Source organism: Nitrospira sp., assembly GCA_024998565.1.
GTDB lineage: Bacteria > Nitrospirota > Nitrospiria > Nitrospirales > Nitrospiraceae > Nitrospira_A.
In genome coordinates this window covers 273,806-292,227 of sequence record JACOEM010000001.1, presented here as the reverse complement: position 1 = coordinate 292,227, position 18,422 = coordinate 273,806, and the positions used below count along the sequence as shown (strand labels likewise).

25 protein-coding genes and 1 tRNA gene are annotated in these 18,422 nt (G+C 57.3%); 17 read left to right on the top strand and 9 right to left on the bottom strand.

Annotated elements, in window-relative coordinates:
* Positions 1-47 precede the first annotated feature (47 nt).
* Complete coding sequence (locus H8K11_01505) at positions 48-530, top strand: HK97 gp10 family phage protein (GenBank protein ID MCS6262404.1); 483 nt, start codon at positions 48-50, stop codon at positions 528-530.
* Positions 531-567: 37 nt separating this feature from the next.
* Entirely contained in the window at positions 568-1,308 is a 741-nt protein-coding gene (locus tag H8K11_01500) for a hypothetical protein (GenBank protein MCS6262403.1), read from the top strand.
* A gap of 125 nt (positions 1,309-1,433) precedes the next feature.
* Here the strand turns inward: H8K11_01500 and H8K11_01495 are convergent, their stop codons facing one another.
* The 3 genes from H8K11_01495 to H8K11_01485 all read right to left on the bottom strand — a co-directional run bounded on the left by H8K11_01495 (position 1,434) and on the right by H8K11_01485 (position 2,623).
* Positions 1,434-1,883: a hypothetical protein gene (locus tag H8K11_01495; GenBank protein ID MCS6262402.1), complete on the bottom strand. Its 450-nt coding sequence runs from the start codon at positions 1,881-1,883 to the stop codon at positions 1,434-1,436.
* Positions 1,884-1,931: 48 nt separating this feature from the next.
* The gene (locus H8K11_01490; GenBank protein MCS6262401.1) at positions 1,932-2,270 is read right to left on the bottom strand and encodes a superinfection immunity protein; all 339 of its coding nucleotides are present in this window, start codon (positions 2,268-2,270) and stop codon (positions 1,932-1,934) included.
* 179 nt (positions 2,271-2,449) lie between these two features.
* Complete coding sequence (locus H8K11_01485) at positions 2,450-2,623, bottom strand: hypothetical protein (protein ID MCS6262400.1); 174 nt, start codon at positions 2,621-2,623, stop codon at positions 2,450-2,452.
* Between the two features lie 262 nt (positions 2,624-2,885).
* On the opposite strand from H8K11_01485, the gene H8K11_01480 reads away from it, so the two are divergent.
* From H8K11_01480 to H8K11_01460, 5 genes are read left to right on the top strand one after another with little or no spacing between them, the layout of a single operon-like run.
* Complete coding sequence (locus H8K11_01480) at positions 2,886-3,098, top strand: hypothetical protein (protein ID MCS6262399.1); 213 nt, start codon at positions 2,886-2,888, stop codon at positions 3,096-3,098.
* 56 nt (positions 3,099-3,154) lie between these two features.
* Positions 3,155-3,355, top strand: a complete 201-nt coding sequence (locus H8K11_01475; protein ID MCS6262398.1) for a hypothetical protein — start codon at positions 3,155-3,157, stop codon at positions 3,353-3,355.
* A 3-nt stretch (positions 3,356-3,358) separates the two neighbouring features.
* Positions 3,359-3,544 carry a hypothetical protein gene (locus H8K11_01470; protein MCS6262397.1) on the top strand — a complete coding sequence of 62 codons (186 nt, stop codon included), beginning with the start codon at positions 3,359-3,361 and terminating at the stop codon, positions 3,542-3,544.
* 46 nt (positions 3,545-3,590) lie between these two features.
* Entirely contained in the window at positions 3,591-3,785 is a 195-nt protein-coding gene (locus H8K11_01465) for a hypothetical protein (protein MCS6262396.1), read from the top strand.
* Between the two features lie 3 nt (positions 3,786-3,788).
* Positions 3,789-4,934: a site-specific integrase gene (locus H8K11_01460; GenBank protein MCS6262395.1), complete on the top strand. Its 1,146-nt coding sequence runs from the start codon at positions 3,789-3,791 to the stop codon at positions 4,932-4,934.
* A 66-nt stretch (positions 4,935-5,000) separates the two neighbouring features.
* Here the strand turns inward: H8K11_01460 and H8K11_01455 are convergent.
* Positions 5,001-5,084: transfer RNA gene (locus H8K11_01455), tRNA-Leu, on the bottom strand.
* Positions 5,085-5,308: 224 nt separating this feature from the next.
* Between H8K11_01455 and H8K11_01450 the strand changes: the two genes are divergently transcribed.
* The 7 genes from H8K11_01450 (at position 5,309) to H8K11_01420 (ending at position 11,171) form a co-directional block, all read left to right on the top strand.
* Positions 5,309-6,004 carry an HAD family hydrolase gene (locus H8K11_01450; protein ID MCS6262394.1) on the top strand — a complete coding sequence of 232 codons (696 nt, stop codon included), beginning with the start codon at positions 5,309-5,311 and terminating at the stop codon, positions 6,002-6,004.
* A 51-nt stretch (positions 6,005-6,055) separates the two neighbouring features.
* Complete coding sequence (queE, locus tag H8K11_01445; GenBank protein MCS6262393.1) at positions 6,056-6,694, top strand: 7-carboxy-7-deazaguanine synthase QueE; 639 nt, start codon at positions 6,056-6,058, stop codon at positions 6,692-6,694.
* Between the two features lie 80 nt (positions 6,695-6,774).
* Positions 6,775-8,295, top strand: a complete 1,521-nt coding sequence (locus H8K11_01440; GenBank protein ID MCS6262392.1) for a leucyl aminopeptidase — start codon at positions 6,775-6,777, stop codon at positions 8,293-8,295.
* A gap of 36 nt (positions 8,296-8,331) precedes the next feature.
* Entirely contained in the window at positions 8,332-9,483 is a 1,152-nt protein-coding gene (nagZ, locus tag H8K11_01435; GenBank protein ID MCS6262391.1) for a beta-N-acetylhexosaminidase, read from the top strand.
* Between the two features lie 221 nt (positions 9,484-9,704).
* A complete protein-coding gene (locus H8K11_01430; GenBank protein ID MCS6262390.1) occupies positions 9,705-10,091 on the top strand; it encodes a hypothetical protein in 387 nt (128 codons plus the stop codon).
* Positions 10,088-10,612: a phosphate-starvation-inducible PsiE family protein gene (locus tag H8K11_01425; protein ID MCS6262389.1), complete on the top strand. Its 525-nt coding sequence runs from the start codon at positions 10,088-10,090 to the stop codon at positions 10,610-10,612. Before H8K11_01430 ends, H8K11_01425 begins: the two co-directional genes overlap by 4 nt.
* Positions 10,613-10,703: 91 nt before the next feature.
* Positions 10,704-11,171 (top strand): hypothetical protein, encoded by a 468-nt coding sequence (locus H8K11_01420; GenBank protein MCS6262388.1) that lies wholly within the window; start codon positions 10,704-10,706, stop codon positions 11,169-11,171.
* Between the two features lie 36 nt (positions 11,172-11,207).
* Here the strand turns inward: H8K11_01420 and H8K11_01415 are convergent, their stop codons facing one another.
* The 4 genes from H8K11_01415 to H8K11_01400 form a co-directional block, all read right to left on the bottom strand.
* Complete coding sequence (locus H8K11_01415) at positions 11,208-12,653, bottom strand: amino acid permease (protein MCS6262387.1); 1,446 nt, start codon at positions 12,651-12,653, stop codon at positions 11,208-11,210.
* Positions 12,654-12,716: 63 nt separating this feature from the next.
* Complete coding sequence (locus H8K11_01410; GenBank protein MCS6262386.1) at positions 12,717-13,493, bottom strand: gamma-glutamyl-gamma-aminobutyrate hydrolase family protein; 777 nt, start codon at positions 13,491-13,493, stop codon at positions 12,717-12,719.
* Position 13,494: 1 nt separating this feature from the next.
* Positions 13,495-13,968, bottom strand: coding sequence for a hypothetical protein (locus tag H8K11_01405; protein ID MCS6262385.1), 474 nt, complete (start codon positions 13,966-13,968; stop codon positions 13,495-13,497).
* Between the two features lie 132 nt (positions 13,969-14,100).
* Positions 14,101-14,559: a hypothetical protein gene (locus tag H8K11_01400; protein MCS6262384.1), complete on the bottom strand. Its 459-nt coding sequence runs from the start codon at positions 14,557-14,559 to the stop codon at positions 14,101-14,103.
* A gap of 95 nt (positions 14,560-14,654) precedes the next feature.
* On the opposite strand from H8K11_01400, the gene H8K11_01395 reads away from it, so the two are divergent.
* The 3 genes from H8K11_01395 to H8K11_01385 all read left to right on the top strand — a co-directional run bounded on the left by H8K11_01395 (position 14,655) and on the right by H8K11_01385 (position 17,914).
* Positions 14,655-15,872 carry a M24 family metallopeptidase gene (locus H8K11_01395; GenBank protein MCS6262383.1) on the top strand — a complete coding sequence of 406 codons (1,218 nt, stop codon included), beginning with the start codon at positions 14,655-14,657 and terminating at the stop codon, positions 15,870-15,872.
* Positions 15,873-16,018: 146 nt separating this feature from the next.
* Positions 16,019-16,873 (top strand): twin-arginine translocase TatA/TatE family subunit, encoded by an 855-nt coding sequence (gene tatA, locus H8K11_01390; protein MCS6262382.1) that lies wholly within the window; start codon positions 16,019-16,021, stop codon positions 16,871-16,873.
* 435 nt (positions 16,874-17,308) lie between these two features.
* Complete coding sequence (locus H8K11_01385; protein ID MCS6262381.1) at positions 17,309-17,914, top strand: HEAT repeat domain-containing protein; 606 nt, start codon at positions 17,309-17,311, stop codon at positions 17,912-17,914.
* Here the strand turns inward: H8K11_01385 and H8K11_01380 are convergent.
* A complete protein-coding gene (locus H8K11_01380; protein MCS6262380.1) occupies positions 17,868-18,386 on the bottom strand; it encodes a PilZ domain-containing protein in 519 nt (172 codons plus the stop codon). The genes H8K11_01385 and H8K11_01380 overlap by 47 nt on opposite strands.
* Between the last annotated feature and the right edge of the window lie 36 nt (positions 18,387-18,422).

Below are 18,422 nucleotides of genomic sequence, written 5' to 3'. Positions count from 1 at the left end.
GAAGCCGAAGAGACTGTTCGGAACACAAGAGGCTAGAACCGGCATGAATGCAGGAGATCAGCACCAATGCTAAACCGATTTTGCAAACGGAAGGGCCTGAATCGATGTTGAAGGCCGACTATCCAAAATTTGAACGCGCCCTCAAACGGTTCGCGCAAAAAGTAGAACTTGATGGAGCAATCCTCACCAAGCGGGTTGCGGTCGATCTGTTCAGGCGGATCATCCAAAAGACGCCAGTGGACACCGGACGCGCTCGCGCCTCTTGGAATATTGCCATCGGTGCGCCTGATCTTCGGGTGATGCCTGAGGGGGCGTATACCGGCGAGCAGCTGAGCGGCCTCAAGGCTGCAACAGTACTCGCGACCTATGGCGCCGATGCGAGGAAACGGCTTCCCCCGATCTATATCACCAACAATCTGCCCTACATCGTGGAGTTAGAGAAGGGCTCCAGCCGGCAAGCGCCACGGGGCATGATGGCGCTATCACTCATGGAAGTCACCAACAACCTGAACAGGCTGACAGGAGCTTGAACAGGCATTCACAACAACCAAGGAGGTTCCAGACCCTATGTTAAACACACCATCACTCAGGATTCTCATCTCGAACGAGATGATCAATTACAACCGGCGGAACATGGAGACACCTTTCCTGAACCGTCGAACAGAGCTACTTGGCGGCGTGCTGAAGAACGTCGAAAGTTATGAAGTCATCGAGAAGCGCATCACGGCCGATCGCTTCATGAGCGACGAAGGCAAGCGGGCGAAACTCGCTGAAGAAGCTACGAAGGCGTTGGCAGGTTTCAAAGGGTTTGGGGTCAAGATCGGAGAGATCGAGGACCACCTGAGACAGTTATCGACTCGCCTCTTTACCGTGGTGCGACCAAAGCGGGATGAAACGATTCAGTTCCTCCGGGAACAGGAGATTCGGGGCCACTATGTCGATATGACTCAGCCGGAACGGGATGCTGTGTTTCTTCATGCCGCTGAACACGACGGAGACGAAACCCTGCTGGCTCTTCTGGACGCTCCAGTTGGACAGATGGTCAGTGAGGACGTGAAGACCAGGGCACTTGAGGCGCGTGCCAAGCGCGTGTTCCCGGAAGATTACAAGATCTACGAACAGAACAAGCTGCTACTCGATGTGCTGAACATGATTCGAGAGAGCGTGGGAAATTGGCTGCGATGGTTGGCTGTCACCAGGGAAGCGATCATCGAGATATTAAAGCTAGATCCCAACACCCGGATGTTGGCGAGTGACACGGAACTTGAAGGACTGTCTCCTTCTAAGTTTGTGGCAGCTCGCAGCTAGGGAGCAGGTCACGGGCGTTTTATCGCCGCTACGTGTATGGCTGGGTGTCCGGCTGTAGTGCGGGAGAGAGGTTTAGGTGTGCCTCTCTCCTGCATACCTTGGTTGTAAGGTCGTGTGGAGAATAATTAATTCAGATGACTAGAAGTATGGAAAGTGAAGGTGAGGTGGCTGATCGATTGTTGACCGCAGGCTGAAAAAAACCGACGTGCTTTTTGCGGATATTCGTAGGCGTTCCATCCGCTGCGATGACGTTCCTCGATGAGGACTTGTGAAGGATCGGTTTGCGTAATAATCAGTTCAGCCAACGGCGCAAGCTCTGTCATGAAGGCGCCGGATAGCTGTTGGCGATTGATCATGAGGGAGGAGTGATTCTTTTCCGATGTCAGCCGAAACATGTTGGGCCAGGTATCCACCGACTCCTCAAGCCGATGCATGAGACAATTCGCCAGCTCTGCATGGTGACCAGGAACTTCCGCAAGGTACGTTAACGGCGTTTCTCTAAACTCTTTCACCGTCATGGCGCAGGCTGAAAGACTCAGTAAGGCAGGAATGAGTGCCACTCTAAATCTGTTCATCGATGGTCTCCACCAATCAAACCTGTCTCGTGAGGCGCATATCATCATTCAATCATCGCGCTTTTTATCAAATAGATGATCCGGCAATTGATTTGGTGGAAGAATGGTCGGAGTTCTGCGCGGTAATTGGCCGCGCTCCCATTCTGGCCGTCCATATTTCTCGCTAAAGTCTTGCTGAATAATGATTGGCTGTTGTGGCTGTGCGCGCGTGCAGGCCCAGACAATGGCAATGATCCATCCGAGAACCGTCCATCCGGTGAGTAGATTCAGAATGAAAATGGCAAGCGTATTGTGGTGGCTGCGTGCTTGAGCAACGATGGTTGGGAGGAAGTACACGATGAGCCACAACCCTATATAGGCTATGCCTTCAACGCCTTTATCACTCATACTTCCTCCAACGGGAATTAGGGCACAGTTCGCCCTCTGGTTCACATGGCTGACACATTTTCCATTATCTTGTTCGGCACCATCTTTTTCCCTTCACATCTTCAAATACTTACAGGGCTTACAAACCACTCGCAAACGTTCTTCAGCGTCCCTGTATGACATGACTGACATGTCAGTCATCAGGGTTTTTTCTTTTCGCGGTATTTCTTCAGTAAGTCTCGGATTGACTCATCGATCAAATCGTTAACCCACCGTTCTTTGTCCACAGCTAAATACTGCAGCTCTTTCATCAGCGCCGGATCGAGGCGAATACCGAACGCTTTCTTTTCTATTGGGTCTTTTTTTCGGCTCATAGGGCGGCAGATTACAAGCTCTAGAAATCACTAGTCAATCCTATAGATTGACAGTCATTTGAATAATTAGATATACTGCTATCAGATAATCACATGGAGGTCCTATGGAAATGGTTAAGATCCTCGTTCATATCCCAAAGCCGATCAAAGCCAGGTTGAACGCGCTCCGATCAACCGGAACGACTGCCAGCGGCCTGATTCGGCATTTACTCAATCAACACTTCGGTCTGCAGCAAACCACAACCAAAAGGAGGGGCTAGTCATGGAAACTATCAACGCACAACAAGAGCGCCGTGTTCGAAAGTTAGCGAATGGCTTGGGGTATCGACTCTTGAAAGATCAGCGGGGGATTCATTTGAACAACCTCGGGGAATACCAGCTTGTGAACGATAGAGGCATGGTGGTTATGGGGTCAACGTTTGACGCGTCGATTGATCAGATCGAAGAGTATTTGAAGGACGAAGCGAAGAGTTAGGCAAGCTTCGAACATTTCAACCAGCCCGCGAAAGGGCAGAAAGGCAGGTGAGTACGATGGGTAAGACAATCGTTATGTACGACGTGTGCGATGACTCAGTAGGCTTAAATCCTACTCCTTCACTGGGCCTCTTATTCCCAACTCTTGCGGAGGCGTTGCAAGAATTGAAAGAGCAACGCCTGGAATATCCTCGAGCCTATATTGCGAAGGTTATCCATGCCCCGTACCGCAAAAAAGCGGTCAAGAAAGGACGGTGATCAATGGAGCCACAGACGGCACAGCAGGACAGCCCTATTAAACGCGCCTCTCAACGGGTGGAGGATTTGCGGGGTTATTGCCGAATTGCAAAGAGCCAATGGGACGAACACGACGAAGTGCGCTACATGCTCGGTCTTATCGAGAATCGGCTCACTGACACGCTGAAGGATCTGGCGCAGCAGGAATAAAACAAATGGCTAGCAGTAAGAACATATTCAGCAGGAAGGACGGTGAATGATGGCCAAATCAATGACGGTGTACGAAGTGGTGCGCGATGAGCCGGGGAATCCGTTTGATCCAATCGGTTTTCAAATGAGCAGCCTCGCCGATGTCAAAAAGAAATTGAAGACTGTGAAGGTGCGGTACCCAGACGTCTACATTGCAAAAATAACCTACGCTCGATACGTGCCGGCCAAGAAAGGACGGTGACACATGCGCGGCCATATCTTTCAGCGTTCGGAAGGAAGCTGGACCATCGTGCTCGACATAGGCCGGAAGGTGGATCCGGCGACAGGCAAGCTCAAGCGCATTCAAAAATGGAAGACGGTTCGGGGGACCAAGAAGGAAGCTCAGGCCGAACTGACGAACATGCTCCACAACCTGAGCCGTGGACAAGTGATCAGCCCCTCACGCATGACCTTGGGGGAATGGCTGGAGGAGTGGATCAAATCGGCCATCCAGCCACACAAACGGCTTCGGACCTATGAAACCTACCGATCCGTCATTGATCGCCATCTGAAGCCCGTTTTAGGCCAATACCGGCTATGCGATTTGAGGGCGAGTCACCTTCAGGCCTACTACCAGGCTGAAAAGCTTGCTTCAGCTACCCTTCAGCAGCATCACACGATCCTGCACAGCGCTTTGAAAGCGGCCACGATGCAGGATCTTATTCCACGCAATGCCGCGAGTTTGGTCATAGGCAAGCCTCGGCGCAGGGATGGGCATGAAAGCATTCTCCAAAACTGCTGGGAGCCCGAAGAGGCGCGGAAGTTCCTGGACACGGCCAAGGCGGACAGCCCACAAGGGGCCGCTCTGTACTCTCTGGCACTCGATAGCGGGGCCAGAAAGGCGGAACTGTGCGGGCTCAAGTGGTCGGAGGTCGATGTTGAACGACAGTCCATTTCCATCGTTCGCCAGTTGGTCAAGGTCCGCAACGAGCCACTATTCGGCCCACCGAAGAACGGGAAGTCACGGACGGTTCTGCTAGATGAGAAGACCATCGAGGTTCTGAGGAAGCAAAAGGCCGCGCAAGCCGCTCAAAAACTGCTTCTCGGAACGGCCTACAAGGACCATGGGCTTGTCTTTGCCCGTGACTTCGGCCAACCCCTCACCTTGAACAATATCGGGCAACGGGAGTTCGCCAGGCTTATTAAAGCGGCCGGTGTGAAACCGATCACGTTTCACGGCCTTCGCCACACCTGCGCGACGTTGGCCCTCAAGGAAGGGGTTCCGGTGAAGGTGGTATCGGAACGACTCGGACACAAGCGGATAGAGATCACGCTCAACGTGTACGCGCATGCTCTACCCTCCATGCAGCAAGAGGCGGCTGCAAAGCTGGGGCGATTGCTCCACGGTTAGCGAATCGTTTGCAGGAGAGAGAAGGAGAAAACGTAAGTGCTTGAAGAATCAGCAGGGGTTGAAAGTTGGTGCCGAAGGCGGGACTTGAACCCGCACGGCTTGCGCCACACGCCCCTCAAACGTGCGTGTCTGCCATTCCACCACTTCGGCAACCGAGAGTCTCTCCGTCGAAACATGAAGCCAGGTACACACCAGCGAGACGGCAGTGAAACGCGCGTTCTCGCTACGCAGGCGCCAGGCTTCAGAGGAAACGCATTATAGAAGTGGTCCAAAATGCTTGTCAATCAACTAGTTGTCCAGTAGAATTCACGCGTGCTGCGCGGACCTGTCGCAGATCCTTCCTCATCACAGCGATCAGCAGGCCAACAAGCGAGATGACGCCTCTCTCACTGTCACATATTTCGGGCACTAGTCGGCAGACTGACATCGCCGCGTTGTTTGATGTCGATAATACCTTGCTTCCCGGTCAGGCGAGTGAAGTCCGGTTTTTTCGCTTTCTCTGGAAGCGGGGTCTTGTGGGGTGGCGCGAGCTACGGGACAGTGTCGGCTGGGTGCTTCGTAATGCACCCCCGGTGTCATTGCACCCCCTGCGTGAGCGGAAGCTTTATCTGGCCGGGAAGGCTGCGGCAGAGGTGGAGTCGCTGGCCGAGGAGTTCTGTCGTGCCGAGCTGTTTTCGCGTCTCTCGGCGCAAGGGCTCGCGCGGATGGACGAACATCGTCGGGCCGGACACCATATCGTGTTGGTGACCGGATCCCTCGACTTCCTCATTGCTCCGTTGGCCACCTTGCTGGAGGTGCCCACCCTGCTGGCCGCGAAACTGGAACGGCAACAGCGTCGTTTTACCGGCCAGGTCTGTGCCCCTCTTCCTTATGGACCCGGCAAGCGTGCCTTGATCGCTCGGTTGACACAGGAATCACGCATTGATCTGACGCAGTCGTTTGCCTATGGCGATAGTCCCGGCGATGTTGAGTTGCTGGAAATGGTGGGGCACCCGTTGGTCGTGAATCCGATTCGCGGAATGGATCGCATCGCGCGACGCAATGGATGGCCTGTGACGAGATGGAAATAAGTCCCCCGATTCATCCATCGGTGCGACGTTGAGCTGCTGAGTCAATCGATGATGGTCAAGATTACCGAAATTTTTTACAGTATCCAGGGCGAGTCCACCTATGCCGGCCGTCCCTGCGTCTTCGTCCGTCTAACTGGTTGTCCGCTCCGGTGCACCTGGTGCGACACGGCGTATGCCTTCTACGGCGGTCGAGATCTGACGATCGACGACATCGTCGATCAGGTCCGCGCCTTCGCGTGCGATCTTGTTGAAGTGACCGGAGGAGAGCCGCTCAGCCAGCCGGCGTCTCTTCCGTTGCTGAGCCGCCTGTGTGACGAGGGGTTCGAGGTGCTGGTGGAAACCAGCGGGGCCATCGATACGGCCGGCGTCGATCGGCGTGTCCATGTGATTCTTGATGTGAAATGTCCCGGGAGTGGGATGACGGATCGAATGTATTGGCCGAACCTCGATCGGCTCGCACCTCACGATGAAGTGAAATTTGTGATCAAGGATCGATCGGACTATGAATGGGCGCGGGACGTGCTCCATCGTTACGATCTTCCGGCGCGGTGCACGGTGCTCATGAGTCCGGTGTTCGGCGAAGTGGAGGTGCGGCACCTGGCGGAGTGGATACTGGCCGATAAGTTGCCGGTGCGGTTCCAGCTCCAAATGCACAAATACATTTGGGCGCCGGATATGCGCGGCGTTTGAGAGGGGTGTGATTCTTAAGGACGGGCAGTCTGTGAGCGGCTGATGATGAACGCTGAACGGCAAGAACCAGGGGAGGATTGATGAAGAAGATCCAAGTTCACGCACAGGTCGGACGGGCAGAAAACGAGGCGGCCGAGGTTCTGGTGTTGCTCCATTGCGAGGGTGGCTCTGATCTCACGCAGGAGGCTGCCGCCATCGATGCGCAACTCGGAGGACAGCTCGCCGCTTTGATTCAGCGCGGAGAATTCGAAGGGAAGCTCGGCGAAGGATTGCTGGTCCATACCCAGGGCAAGGCCAGAGCAAAACGGCTGTTGTTGGCTGGATTGGGTAAGGAAAAAGATCTCCGTTTGGATGCGTTCCGCCAGGCGCTTGGTACTGCGATCAAACGTGTCCGTCAGGCGAAAGTGACCTCCTTCGCCGTCGTGTTGCCGGCCGCCATGCTGGAGGAGATTCCGGTCCAGGATGTGGCGCAGGCAATGGCGGAGGGCGCCATTCTCGGTAACTATCAATTCACCGCCTATCGTAGCCCCAATGGAAACAAGCCGATCGACGTCGAACGGCTGACCATCTACACGTCGCAAGCCTCGCTGCTCCCCCAAATGATCGAGGGCATCCGGCGCGGTGTGGCGACTGCTGAAGCGACGGTGCTGGTTCGCGACCTGTGCAACCATCCGGCCAACGTGATGACGCCGACGCGCATCGTACGCGAGGCCAAGGCGGTGGCCAAAGAATCCGGTGTGCGTCTGAAGGTGCTCGAACAGAAGGACATGGAACAGCTCGGCATGGGTGCCCTGCTGGGTGTGGCGCGTGGCAGCCATGAACCGCCCAAGTTCATCATCCTGGAATACAAGGGTACCAAAGCGAAGAAGGGCGATCCTCCGGTGGTGCTGGTGGGAAAGACCATCACCTTTGACACCGGCGGCATTTCGCTGAAGCCGGCCGAAAATATGGAACATATGAAGGCCGATATGACGGGCGGCGCTGAAGTGCTGGCGACGATGCGGGCTGCCGCGCGGCTCAAGCTTCCCCTCCACCTCGTCAGCATTCTGCCCGTAGCCGAAAATATGCCGGGCGGGCGGGCGATGCGGCCGGGCGATATCGTGACGACGCTGTCCGGAAAAACGGTAGAGGTTCAGAACACCGATGCCGAAGGCCGACTGATCCTCTCCGATGCGTTGGCCTATGCCACCCGGTACAAACCGGCGGTGTTGATCGATATTGCGACCCTGACCGGCGCCTGCGTGGTGGCGCTCGGCCAATTTGCCATCGGGATGTTCGGCAACAACGATCAGGTGAAAGAACAGGTCCGGATCGCCGGTCAACGCGCAGGCGAGCGCGTGTGGGAGATGCCGTTGTGGGAGGAGTATTTCGAGCAGCTCCGCAGCGACGTGGCGGATATGCGGAATATCGGCGGCCGGGGCGGAGGGATGATTACCGCCGCCTTGTTCCTGAGCAAATTTGTCGGCGATTGCCCCTGGATCCATCTGGACATTGCGAGCACCGACTGGAGCGAACGTGAGCGAGCGTATCTGCCGAAGGGTCCGACCGGGATCGGCACACGCCTGCTCATTCAGTTCCTCCTGGACCGCACGTTGCCGTAGCGCCTGCTTCTCACCAGATCGTCGGAGTAACGAGTGATGACATTACGCGAGCAGATCGGTCAGCTGTTTATGATGGGCTTCACCGGGACCACGGTCACCAAAGAGCTGGCCTCGTTTCTGACAGCGTACAAGCCGGGTGGCGTCATCTTTTTCCGCCGCAATCTCGAGTCGGTTCAGCAGATCGTCGATCTCACCAACGGGCTGCAGAAACTGTCGCCCGTTCAGCCGCTGCTGATCGCGATTGACCAGGAGGGCGGCCGGGTATCCCGGCTGCCCGCCGAATTTACGATTTTCCCCCCCTGCGGACAGCTGGGGCAGTGCAACTCCAGTGAACTGGCCTACTCCGCTGCCGCGACCATTGCCAAAGAGTTGCGGGCGGTGGGGATCAATATGAACATGGCGCCGGTGTTGGACGTGAACAGCAACCCGGACAATCCTGTCATCGGCGATCGGGCGTTCGGCGCGTCTCCCGAGCTTGTCGGCGAGATGGGGTTGGCGACTATCGGAGGGCTGCAGGACAATCTGGTGGTCGCGTGCGGGAAGCACTTCCCCGGCCATGGCGACACGGCGACGGATTCGCACAAAGAGCTTCCCGTCGTGGATGCGGGGCTTCAACGGTTGCGCGATACGGAGTTTCCTCCCTTTCAGCAAGCCATTCGCTATGGTGTCGCCAGCTTGATGACCGCCCATGTACTGTATCGGGCCTTGGATCCGGAGGCGCCGGCAACCCTCTCTTCTGCGGTGATCCAGCGCTTGCTGCGCGAGGAGTTTCGATATGAGGGCGTGGTCTTTACCGACGATCTGGAGATGCATGCCATTATCGATCACGACGGGATCGGCGAAGCGGCCGTCCGGTCGTTTGTGGCCGGATGCGATGTCCTGCTGATCTGCAAGGACCAGGATCGTGTCATGACCGCCATGCAAGCCATGGAGCGTGCGGTGAAAGATGGCCGGATCACTCAAGAGAGGCTGGACCAGTCGCTGGCCCGTGTGGCACACCTGAAGGCACGGTACCTCCATCCCTACAAACCGGTCACGATTTCCGATGCGCGGTTGGTGGTGGGGTGCCGGTCGCACAAAGTCCTGCTCGATTCATGGCACAAGGCCTATGCGCGTATTCCCCAACCCAAGTCAGTCGAGACGGCGCAAGCCACATCCTCACAGGATTCTCCGGTCACGCACGTGTGACCGGCGCGCATCCTGTTGCCATCGCTTCTCGCTCGAAACCCATCGCGTAACGGCCCGTCCTTTCCCGCGAGCAATGGGTGCCCGTCTGATGCCTGGTCAGCCTCCAGGGCTGTCTGGTGGAGAACGCGGTCACTCCAGTCTATACTGGCTTTTCGCCAGACGATCTGATTCACTATCAACTCAGCTGACGGCTTGTTTCTCTCCTTTCATGTCGAGGCGCTATGGCGATCAAAAAAGGTGACATTCTCGACGAGCGAAAACGCTTTCCGGATTCGTGCGGGTTGGTGGTCAAGGTGACCGGGGGCGGTGAGGGTTTCCAGAAGATTCTCTGTTGCGGGCACGAGCTGACTGAAGAGGATGTGGTACCGGATATCATCTCGTCGAGAGGCCGGAAAAAAGGTGCATTGCTTCCCGGGGCTATGCTGGAGGAAAAGCGGCAGTTCACCGACTCTTGCGGTCTGCGACTCATGGTGATCGACGGAGGCGCCGGCTTTCAGGGGATCGACTGTTGTGGCCACATCATCACAGCCAAGGCGGTCAACGGCTTGAAATTCGGTGAACCACGTGAGGACTTCCCCATGCAGACTGGTCCGGCAGGTACAGCATGACCCCGCCGGTGACCCCTCCCGGGCCTCTTGAGAAGTCCCGCCGGGCAACCATGCAGTGGTTGCTCGGATTCATGGACCATTTAGATCGGTTGGGCTATGTCGCGGCGGGATTCAGCTTGCTGGCCCTCGGCATGCTGATTTTTGTTCATGCCTGGTACGCCTTTTTCTTGCGCTCCACCGATGTCCCGCTCCTGCCTGCCGGCCTCAAGCTGTTGAATGATCTGCTACTCGTCATCATCTTGCTGGAATTGTTCCGTACGGTGGTGCGGTTTCTTCAGACCGAGGTGCTTGAATTGGAGCCCTACCTGGCGGTCGGCATCATTGCCTGCACGCGACGGGTGCTGACGGCCAGTGCAGAATTATCCCATCAGCTTGAGATGGTAACGCGGGAGACGCGCCAGGAACTCTTTCAGCAGTATGTGATGGATGTCGGCCTCAACGTGATCGTTATCATCGTCCTCATCCTAGGTGTGTACCTGCTGCGCATGCGCCCTACGAGAGAGCGCCCCGCTACGACCTAATCGATTCTGGACCAAAGAGCAGGGGGGTGATAGGTCCATCTTGCCCTCTTCCCGCCTCTTATGGCATCATGCACCTCTTCTTGGAGGCGCGGTGGCCACATTGCTCGAATATGTGGGGTCAGTGCATATCTATCTCGGGCCGTACCGGGGGAACCCGATTGCCCTCTATTTGAGGCGTACGGAGACCGGGTGCCAGATTGGTCCCCGGGCCTATCCCTGGAATGACGTGGTGGGTGCGGGAGAAACCCCGAACAAAGCGGCTGCAGATTTCGAAGAAAAGTGGAAAGGCAAAGGGCTGGCCGCCGATATGTATTCAGGTCCTTCTTGGGAAGGCGGGATTAAACCGGAGCGGCCTGCTCCGCCGAAGCCCGCTGCTCCACCAAAACCACCGGCTGCCCCGGCTGCCGGTGCGGCCGCTCCGGCAGCGGCAGGCGCCCCAACTACGGCGTCCGGCTCTTCTTCTCCTGCGGCAGTTGCGGCCAAGCCGACGGCTCCGGCTCCTGCTGCAACGGTACCTCCTGCGGCCGCTCCTGTGGCTCCGTCCGAAGCGTCGTCCTAGTTTTTCCCGTCACCAGTTTCTTGGCTTGTAATTCGACTATGCCGGTCGAGGTGTCTCGGACTGTTCTGTCGAGGGCCTTGTGGCGAGTTTGCTATGGCGCATCCCATACGTGGCGTAAACGACAATGCCGATGATGGTCCACACAAAGAACCGTATCCAGGTCATCCAGGGTAGAAAATACATCAGACCGAGGCAGGCCAAGACTCCTAAAATGGGGACGACCGGCATGAATGGCATACGGAAGGGGCGTGGATGGTCGGGCTTCGTGTAGCGCAGGACCATGATGCCGATACAGACGAGGACAAAGGCGAAGAGCGTCCCGATGTTCGTCATATCCGCTGCCTCACCGATCGGAATGAGCGCGGCCATGATGGCGACGGCCACGCCGGTCAAATAGGTCGCGTGGTGGGGCGTGCGAAACTTCGGATGGACGCCTGAAAGCCAGGGACCCAGGAGACCGTCCCGCGACATGGCAAAAAAGACCCGAATCTGGCCCAACATCATCACCACCAGGACACTGGTAATGCCCGCTACTGCCCCGGTTGCCACGATGGCGGCTCCCCACTTGAATCCCACCATGCGAAGCCCTTCAGCCACCGGAGCATGCACGTCGATTTGCGAATAAGGCACTAACCCGGTCAGGACCGCGGCCACAGAAATATAGAGCACGGTGCAGATGGCCAGCGAAGCGAAGATCCCGATGGGCAAATCCCGTTGGGGGTTCTTGGCTTCTTCGGCGGTGGTGGACACAGCGTCAAACCCGATATAGGCGAAGAACACGATGGCGGCGGCGGCGCCGACGCCGGCAAATCCGAACGGCATGAAGGGGGACCAATTAGCCGTGTCGACGGAGGATGTGCCGACCGCAATGAAGAAGGCGATCACGGCCAGCTTGATGAGCACAATGCCGCAGGTGGCGCGCGCGCTCTCTTTGACTCCGACGATCAGGATGCCGGTGACGAGAAGCACGATGATCGCGGCCGGAATGTTCGCAATGCCGCCGTCCGCGCCGGGAGGATGAGTGGCCCAGTATGGGAGTTCAAGGCCGCAGAGTTTGAGAATGTTGTTAAAGTATCCGGACCACCCGATCGCGACGGCCACGCAGGCCACGCCATATTCCAGGATCAGATTCCAGCCGGTCAGCCAGGCCAGAAATTCTCCCAAGGTGGCATAAGAATAGGTATAGGCACTGCCGGCGACCGGGATCATGGCGGCAAATTCGGCATAGCAGAGGGCGGCGAGTGCGCAGGTGATGCCTGAAAGAATGAACGACAGCATGATGCCGGGCCCCGCGCCTGGCCGGTGCGCATCACCGACGATAGCGGTGCCGATCAACACGAAGATGCCGGTGCCGATAATCGCGCCGATGCCGAGTCCGGTCAGGTCCCAGGCCGTCAGGGTCCGTTTCAGGCGATGTTCAGGGGCGTCGGAATCAGCGAGGATTCGTTCGATGGATTTGGTGCGAAACAGCGGATTGCCCACGCAGTGTCCTCTCTCCGGCGGCGCCACGTCCATGTCCGCTGTTATGGCGAAATGAACCCCGTGTCATGAGTTGTTCCTGCGTCTCGCAGGCGAAGGTTGGAGTGACGGGCGGCGCGAGGCGGCCCGCAAAAATGTCTGAAAGAGTCGTCGGTGCAAGAGGTGGCGTTCGAACAAAAATTCGGGGTGCCATTGCAGGCCGAGAAAGAAGGGGTGCGTCGGAAGTTCGATCGCTTCAACGATGCCATCCGGCGCGGTTGCGCTGGCAATAAGGGCGTGCCCGACCGCTTTCACCGATTGGTGATGCGAGCTGTTGACCTGCATGCGGGCGCGCTTGACGATGCGATTGAGCAGGCTGCCGGGTGTGATGGAGATGCTGTGAGAGAGTCGAACCGCCGGTGTTGTCTGTCGGTGCTGTAACACATGGTCGACCTGGGCCGGAATATCCTGATACAGGCTCCCTCCGCAGGCGACATTCATGCTTTGCATGCCTCCGCAAATGGCCAGCGTGGGGATGTGGTTCCGGATGGCCAACCGCACCAAGTCCAATTCAAAGCTGGAGCGTCGTTTAGCGACGACCGGAAAGGTATATCGCTTTTTTTCTCCGTACAGGGTTGGATCCAAGTCCGGCCCGCTTCCTGTCAGGAGGAGTCCGTCGACCCCTTCCAGCAGGCGCCGGCGTGCGGATCGGTTCGCCACAAGTGGCAGAATCACCGGCACGCCGCCGAGTTCCTCAATGGCGCGGACATACCGGGCCCGCAAAAAATATGTGGGCTCCTTGCCGCCCCATTCTTGACGATCACCGGCATTGAAGTCGGGGGTGACTCCGATGACGGGTTTCATGCTAGCGGATCGGTTCCAAAGGCAGCGGCGCTGGTTCTTGCGGGGTGTAATCGCCGGCCTCTCGCGCAGGCTCCCCTGAGACGCCGAGGAAGCGGATCGGTTTATCGCCCTTGAGATGGTCCGGCGTGATGATGTAGGTGCCGTACATGCTGGGGATCCAGATATTCTTGGCCGTCTGCTCACTGCCTCCTGAGAAGCCATAGGCCAATCCACCGACGACCCCGCCGCCGATTGCGAAGGCCAGTTTGAGCGGGAAATAGACGATGGTGGCCAGTGCGGAGCCTGCTTGAATGCCGACACCCGACGGGCTGGCATCGGTCGACGAGACCGGCACATTGGAAGCGCCTCCCGATTCCTGCGCGGAGACGGGGGCGATGAGTAAGGCCAGAGAACAGACTGTGACCAGGCTGAAGACGAGGACTTGTGCCCAGAGGCTGCGTCGTCTTTTAAGGGGCGAATAGACAGAGACGTTCACGTTGGGTGCCTCCTTCGTGCTGAAGTTCTGATTCGGTGGAAAGAAAAATGAATGCCGATGAGTCCGTTGTCGTTATAACAAATTCCCCCCCGTTTTCAAACCCCTTCCGGATTTGCTGCCGCATGTTGCTCGTTAGATTTCGGAAGTCTCTCCCAAGTCCAATTCGAGGCGAATTCGATCGGTCACCTGTTCCGGTTGTTCGTCGAGGAGCTCGTGCAGTTCGTCGGAGAACGTGGCGGCGTCGATCTGTTGATTGACCTGTTCAATTCCCGCCTGGAGGGCCAGGTTGAGCGCACTGGTACAGAGTGATTGAACGAAGAGGTCATCGGCTCGGCGGGTCAGCTCCTCGCGTTCTTCTTGGCTGCTTGCTTGAACGAGTCCGGCCAGCCAGGATGTATAACGAATTCGTTCGCGGGCCTGGTCGAGATGGTTCAGGGCCACATCCACAGCCACTTGCACGCCACCTTTCCAGCTCCGCTTCTTCACATTGAAGACGCATCGCAGATGATCCGGTCGCTCTTCGACGGCTTCCGGCCCGAAGAAGAAGGTGACGCGGTACTGAGTGAGATCGGATGAGGGAACGATAGCCATAGCGGGATTGGGCTCATTCTAGCATTGCGTGGACGGCAGAAAACAGCGTGATTGCCTAGTGGTATCGATTGCGGAATGACGCTATGATGGCAACCATGAACGCGGCGGATCGATCTCACGCACGGGTGCTTCGGATTCAGCAGGCTATTCGGGAACAGCCTGGGCTTGATGGATGGCTTTTTTATGATTTTCGCCACCTCGACCCTATCGCGTATCGCGTCTTGTTGTTAGACCCCTCGCTCCATGTCACGCGGCGTTGGTACTACTGGGTTCCCGCGCAGGGTACGCCGGTGAAGCTCCAACATGGCATTGAGCCTCATGTCCTGGACGGGTTGCCCGGAGACGCCCGTGCGTACGTCTCCTGGCGCGATCAGCAGGCGGCTCTCGGTTCCCTGCTGCACTCTGCCAAGCGGGTCGCAATGCAATATTCGCCGATGAATGCTATCCCCTATCTTTCACGCGTGGATGCCGGCACGATTGATCTGGTGCGCAGCCTCGGCGCAGAGGTGGTGACCTCTGCCGATCTGGTTCAGCAATTTGAAGCCGTGTGGGATGGCGCACAATTGTCGTCACATCAGGTGGCCGCCGAAGGACTCCGCGCAATTGTCGACGAGGCGTTTGGATTTGTCGGAACCTCGCTGGCTGCTCGGTCCAGCCTGACGGAATACGGATTACAGCAATACATTCTTTCCCGCATGCAGGCCCGTGGCTTGGTGACCTCGAGTCCGCCGATTGCTGCGGTGAATGCGCATAGCGCCGATCCTCACTACGGGCCGGCTTCCCAAGGATCAGCACCTATCCGGCAGGGTGACTTGGTACTGATAGATCTGTGGGCTAAACAGCCTGGACCAGGGGCGGTCTATGCGGATATCACCTGGACGGGGTTCGTCGGGGCGACTGTGCCTACCCGGCACCAGGACATTTTTCAGATTGTTCGACGGGCTCGGGATGCGGCCGTCACCTTTGTGCAGGGTCGTGTACGAGCCGGTGAATTCCCCTATGGGTGGGAAGTGGATGATATCTGCCGCCAGGTGATTCAGGATGCGGGGTATGGGCAGTATTTCGTGCACCGAACCGGCCATTCCATCGGTGAGGAAGTACATGGCAACGGCGCGAATATCGACAATCTGGAGACGCAGGATGCGCGCCGGTTGTTGCCCGGCACTTGCTTTTCGATTGAGCCTGGCATCTACCTGCCCGAGGATTTCGGTATTCGAAGTGAATTGGATGTGTATCTCTCTTCTCACGATGCGGTGGTGTACGGACAGCCGGTTCAGGCCGATCTTCTCCCGATTCCCGTCCTGGCGAGCTAGGTGCTTCGATTCTATTTCTGAGCCGACTGTGGCCGCTCACCTTTCTTGACACCCTTTGCATCGGGCAGCTATCGTGGGAGTGAAAATGGCCAAAGACGCCCTCTGGCGCTGGATTGACTCGTATCTGCCGAGGAAGGATATCGAACATGTTTGGCACTATGGGATTTTCCGAGTTGATTATTATCCTGGTCATTGTGTTGATCATTTTCGGGGCCGGGAAACTTCCGCAAATCGGTGAGGGGGTCGGCAAAGCGCTCAAAGGGTTTAAGAAGGAGGTGAATGATATTCCGCCTCCTGATAACGCTCCAGAACAGAACGAAACCGCTGGAATGTCGGCTCAGATCCAGGCTCAGCCGGCGGTAGAAATCCCTCAGGCCGCACAGCCTGCCACCGTTGCGCCGGCGGCATCGGCTCCTAAAGCCACCTCTCCCTACACGCCGGGCCCTGAGCTGACTCCCGGTACGACAGCGGCTCTGATGGCCGCGGCTGGGCCACAGGGTCCGCAAGCGACTCAACCGGCGAAGCCGCGGGTGGCGACGGTCACGCCGGGGCAAGCGGCAGCAGGGTCGGCGGTTGCGCATAGCCATCAGCCTCCCACGATGGAAGACCGTATGGCGGCTCCGGCACCTGTGATGCGAGCGCAGTATCCGCCTCTTCCTGCCGGGGCTCAGAGCAAGCCGGTGGCCAAGCGTCCGTCGGCGATTGTGAACAAGGATGCCGTGGCTCGGGTGCAGGCGGCTCAGGCAGCCATTCGGGCAAAAGCGGCTCAGGCTCAACCGTCGGGATTGTCTGCCCAAGATATGCAGGGTTTAGGGGAGGGATTGGGAGATGCCGTGCGCACCTTCCGTCAGGCGGTTGCGGATGTGCGAAGTTCAGTTGATCCTGAAATGCGAACAATCCGGGCCGAGATGGATTCGGCGCAAAAGGAACTGGAGCAGTCCATCGAAGCAGCCAAGCAGGCACCTGTGCTGGACGATGATGCCCCCGCAAAATCGGTCTAGCAAACGCTCAAAAAGTCTCTGCGCTTCTGCGAACATAGGTGAGTGCTTAGCCGGTGGTTAGAGGATGTCGACCGATTCTATTTCCACCGGTGTCGTGTTGATGGGTGTTGGGGGCAATCCAGCCAAACACTTCGTCTCGGTTCTCTTCCAGTTTTGTCGTAATGTATGGTCTAGGGTTCTTTTCCTCCTGCTGGGATGGACGTTTCAATTCTGCTGAATTCGGTCACTCCTAAACGTCCTGCTCTATCAATGCGTGCTCATTTTCGATTCCATTTCCTTGTCTGCCTGCTGCTGTGCTCCGTGGTGTACGGGTGTTACGTCGAAACTCCATCAGGGTCCCCGGAGGCGGTATCCCGGCAGCTTGTTGAGTTGCTTATCGACCCAGACCCGGATGTCCGGCGGACTGCTGCGGAAGCGTTGGGGAAGGTCGGCCATATGTCTTCGAATTCCAGCCTGATCCTGGCGCTCAATGATCAACACGCTCGTGTACGGGAAGCCGCGGCAGTTGCTCTCGGTCGGTTGGGTAACGGGGAAAGTGGCACGGCGCTCACAGCGCATCTGACCGATCCGGATGAGTCGGTTCGGATGGCGTCGGCGCTGGCCCTCGGTGAAATTGAGTTTTCTGCGGATCGCGAGGTTCAGGTTCTTCCGGTGCTTCGGCATCCGCAGGGTTCTGCTCGTACGGCCGCAACTCGGGCGTTGCTCAGTCTGGATACCGTGTCGCTCTCCACTGATTTGATCAATGCGCTTCGAGATCCGGATGTGCGTGTTCGTCAGGGAGCTGCGGCAGCGTTGGGGGAAACCGGAAATCCTGGGGGAGTGCCTCACCTTCGCTCACTGCTCAGGACAGATGGGGCGGCAAGTGTTCGCGCGGAGGCCGCGTTTCGCTTAGGGAAGATCGGTGAAAACTCGGTCTTGGCGGAGTTGTCGAGGGCGGCTGAGGCAGATCCAGATGCGAGGGTGCGTAGATGGGCTCGATGGGCTGTGCAACAGATTAGGCTGTCGCACGAGTCCGGTTCAGAGAGGCAACCAGGTCAATGAGCCGTGCTTGGGCCTCCGGGTCGATATCGGTGAACTGAATGCCCATCCCGGGAAATAATAAGTATCTTTCTGGTTTTGAACGCGTCCACGCCACCTTCGCGCGCGTTTCGAATTTCTGATTTGGCCGGTCTGGTAAGGCAAATTCAACCTTCAATTCAGTGCCGGGTGATAACGGCGCACTACTTTCGATAAATAGTCCCCCTCCGCCGATCCCGCCGGTCAGACTGTCGAAGTGTTTTCCATCGGTGGTGGTGCAGTGTACCTTGATTGCGAGCGGCGCTCGGGGATGCACGCGGCTATGCGCGAAGCGTGCGTCTTCGTCAACCGAGAGCATGTGTTCGATTAACGTGCCCCAGGTAAGTATGCAGAGGCGTTGCCCGGTGACATCGAATAAAGAGAGAGTTTCTTGGTCGCAGTCAATGCTGAGCGTCTTCCCTTGGTGCTCGCGAGTGGCGGTAACGGGAAACTTCATCCTTGGCTCAGATCTCTTGTCCGTGTATTAGAGGAT

Bases quoted from the DNA above. Each gene is read 5' to 3' on its own strand.
- H8K11_01440 (MCS6262392.1), top strand. From the start codon at position 6,775: ATGAAGAAGATCCAAGTTCACGCACAGGTCGGACGGGCAGAAAACGAG.
- H8K11_01400 (MCS6262384.1), bottom strand. From the start codon at position 14,559: ATGGCTATCGTTCCCTCATCCGATCTCACTCAGTACCGCGTCACCTTC.
- H8K11_01410 (MCS6262386.1), bottom strand. From the start codon at position 13,493: ATGAAACCCGTCATCGGAGTCACCCCCGACTTCAATGCCGGTGATCGT.
- H8K11_01480 (MCS6262399.1), top strand. From the start codon at position 2,886: ATGGAAACTATCAACGCACAACAAGAGCGCCGTGTTCGAAAGTTAGCG.
- H8K11_01460 (MCS6262395.1), top strand. From the start codon at position 3,789: ATGCGCGGCCATATCTTTCAGCGTTCGGAAGGAAGCTGGACCATCGTG.
- H8K11_01425 (MCS6262389.1), top strand. From the start codon at position 10,088: ATGACCCCGCCGGTGACCCCTCCCGGGCCTCTTGAGAAGTCCCGCCGG.
- H8K11_01485 (MCS6262400.1), bottom strand. From the start codon at position 2,623: ATGAGCCGAAAAAAAGACCCAATAGAAAAGAAAGCGTTCGGTATTCGC.
- H8K11_01395 (MCS6262383.1), top strand. From the start codon at position 14,655: ATGAACGCGGCGGATCGATCTCACGCACGGGTGCTTCGGATTCAGCAG.
- nagZ (MCS6262391.1), top strand. From the start codon at position 8,332: ATGACATTACGCGAGCAGATCGGTCAGCTGTTTATGATGGGCTTCACC.
- tatA (MCS6262382.1), top strand. From the start codon at position 16,019: ATGTTTGGCACTATGGGATTTTCCGAGTTGATTATTATCCTGGTCATT.
- H8K11_01475 (MCS6262398.1), top strand. From the start codon at position 3,155: ATGGGTAAGACAATCGTTATGTACGACGTGTGCGATGACTCAGTAGGC.
- H8K11_01500 (MCS6262403.1), top strand. From the start codon at position 568: ATGTTAAACACACCATCACTCAGGATTCTCATCTCGAACGAGATGATC.
- H8K11_01450 (MCS6262394.1), top strand. From the start codon at position 5,309: ATGACGCCTCTCTCACTGTCACATATTTCGGGCACTAGTCGGCAGACT.
- H8K11_01470 (MCS6262397.1), top strand. From the start codon at position 3,359: ATGGAGCCACAGACGGCACAGCAGGACAGCCCTATTAAACGCGCCTCT.
- H8K11_01490 (MCS6262401.1), bottom strand. From the start codon at position 2,270: ATGAGTGATAAAGGCGTTGAAGGCATAGCCTATATAGGGTTGTGGCTC.
- H8K11_01385 (MCS6262381.1), top strand. From the start codon at position 17,309: ATGTCTTCGAATTCCAGCCTGATCCTGGCGCTCAATGATCAACACGCT.
- H8K11_01380 (MCS6262380.1), bottom strand. From the start codon at position 18,386: ATGAAGTTTCCCGTTACCGCCACTCGCGAGCACCAAGGGAAGACGCTC.
- H8K11_01495 (MCS6262402.1), bottom strand. From the start codon at position 1,883: ATGAACAGATTTAGAGTGGCACTCATTCCTGCCTTACTGAGTCTTTCA.
- H8K11_01465 (MCS6262396.1), top strand. From the start codon at position 3,591: ATGATGGCCAAATCAATGACGGTGTACGAAGTGGTGCGCGATGAGCCG.
- H8K11_01505 (MCS6262404.1), top strand. From the start codon at position 48: ATGCAGGAGATCAGCACCAATGCTAAACCGATTTTGCAAACGGAAGGG.
- queE (MCS6262393.1), top strand. From the start codon at position 6,056: ATGGTCAAGATTACCGAAATTTTTTACAGTATCCAGGGCGAGTCCACC.
- H8K11_01430 (MCS6262390.1), top strand. From the start codon at position 9,705: ATGGCGATCAAAAAAGGTGACATTCTCGACGAGCGAAAACGCTTTCCG.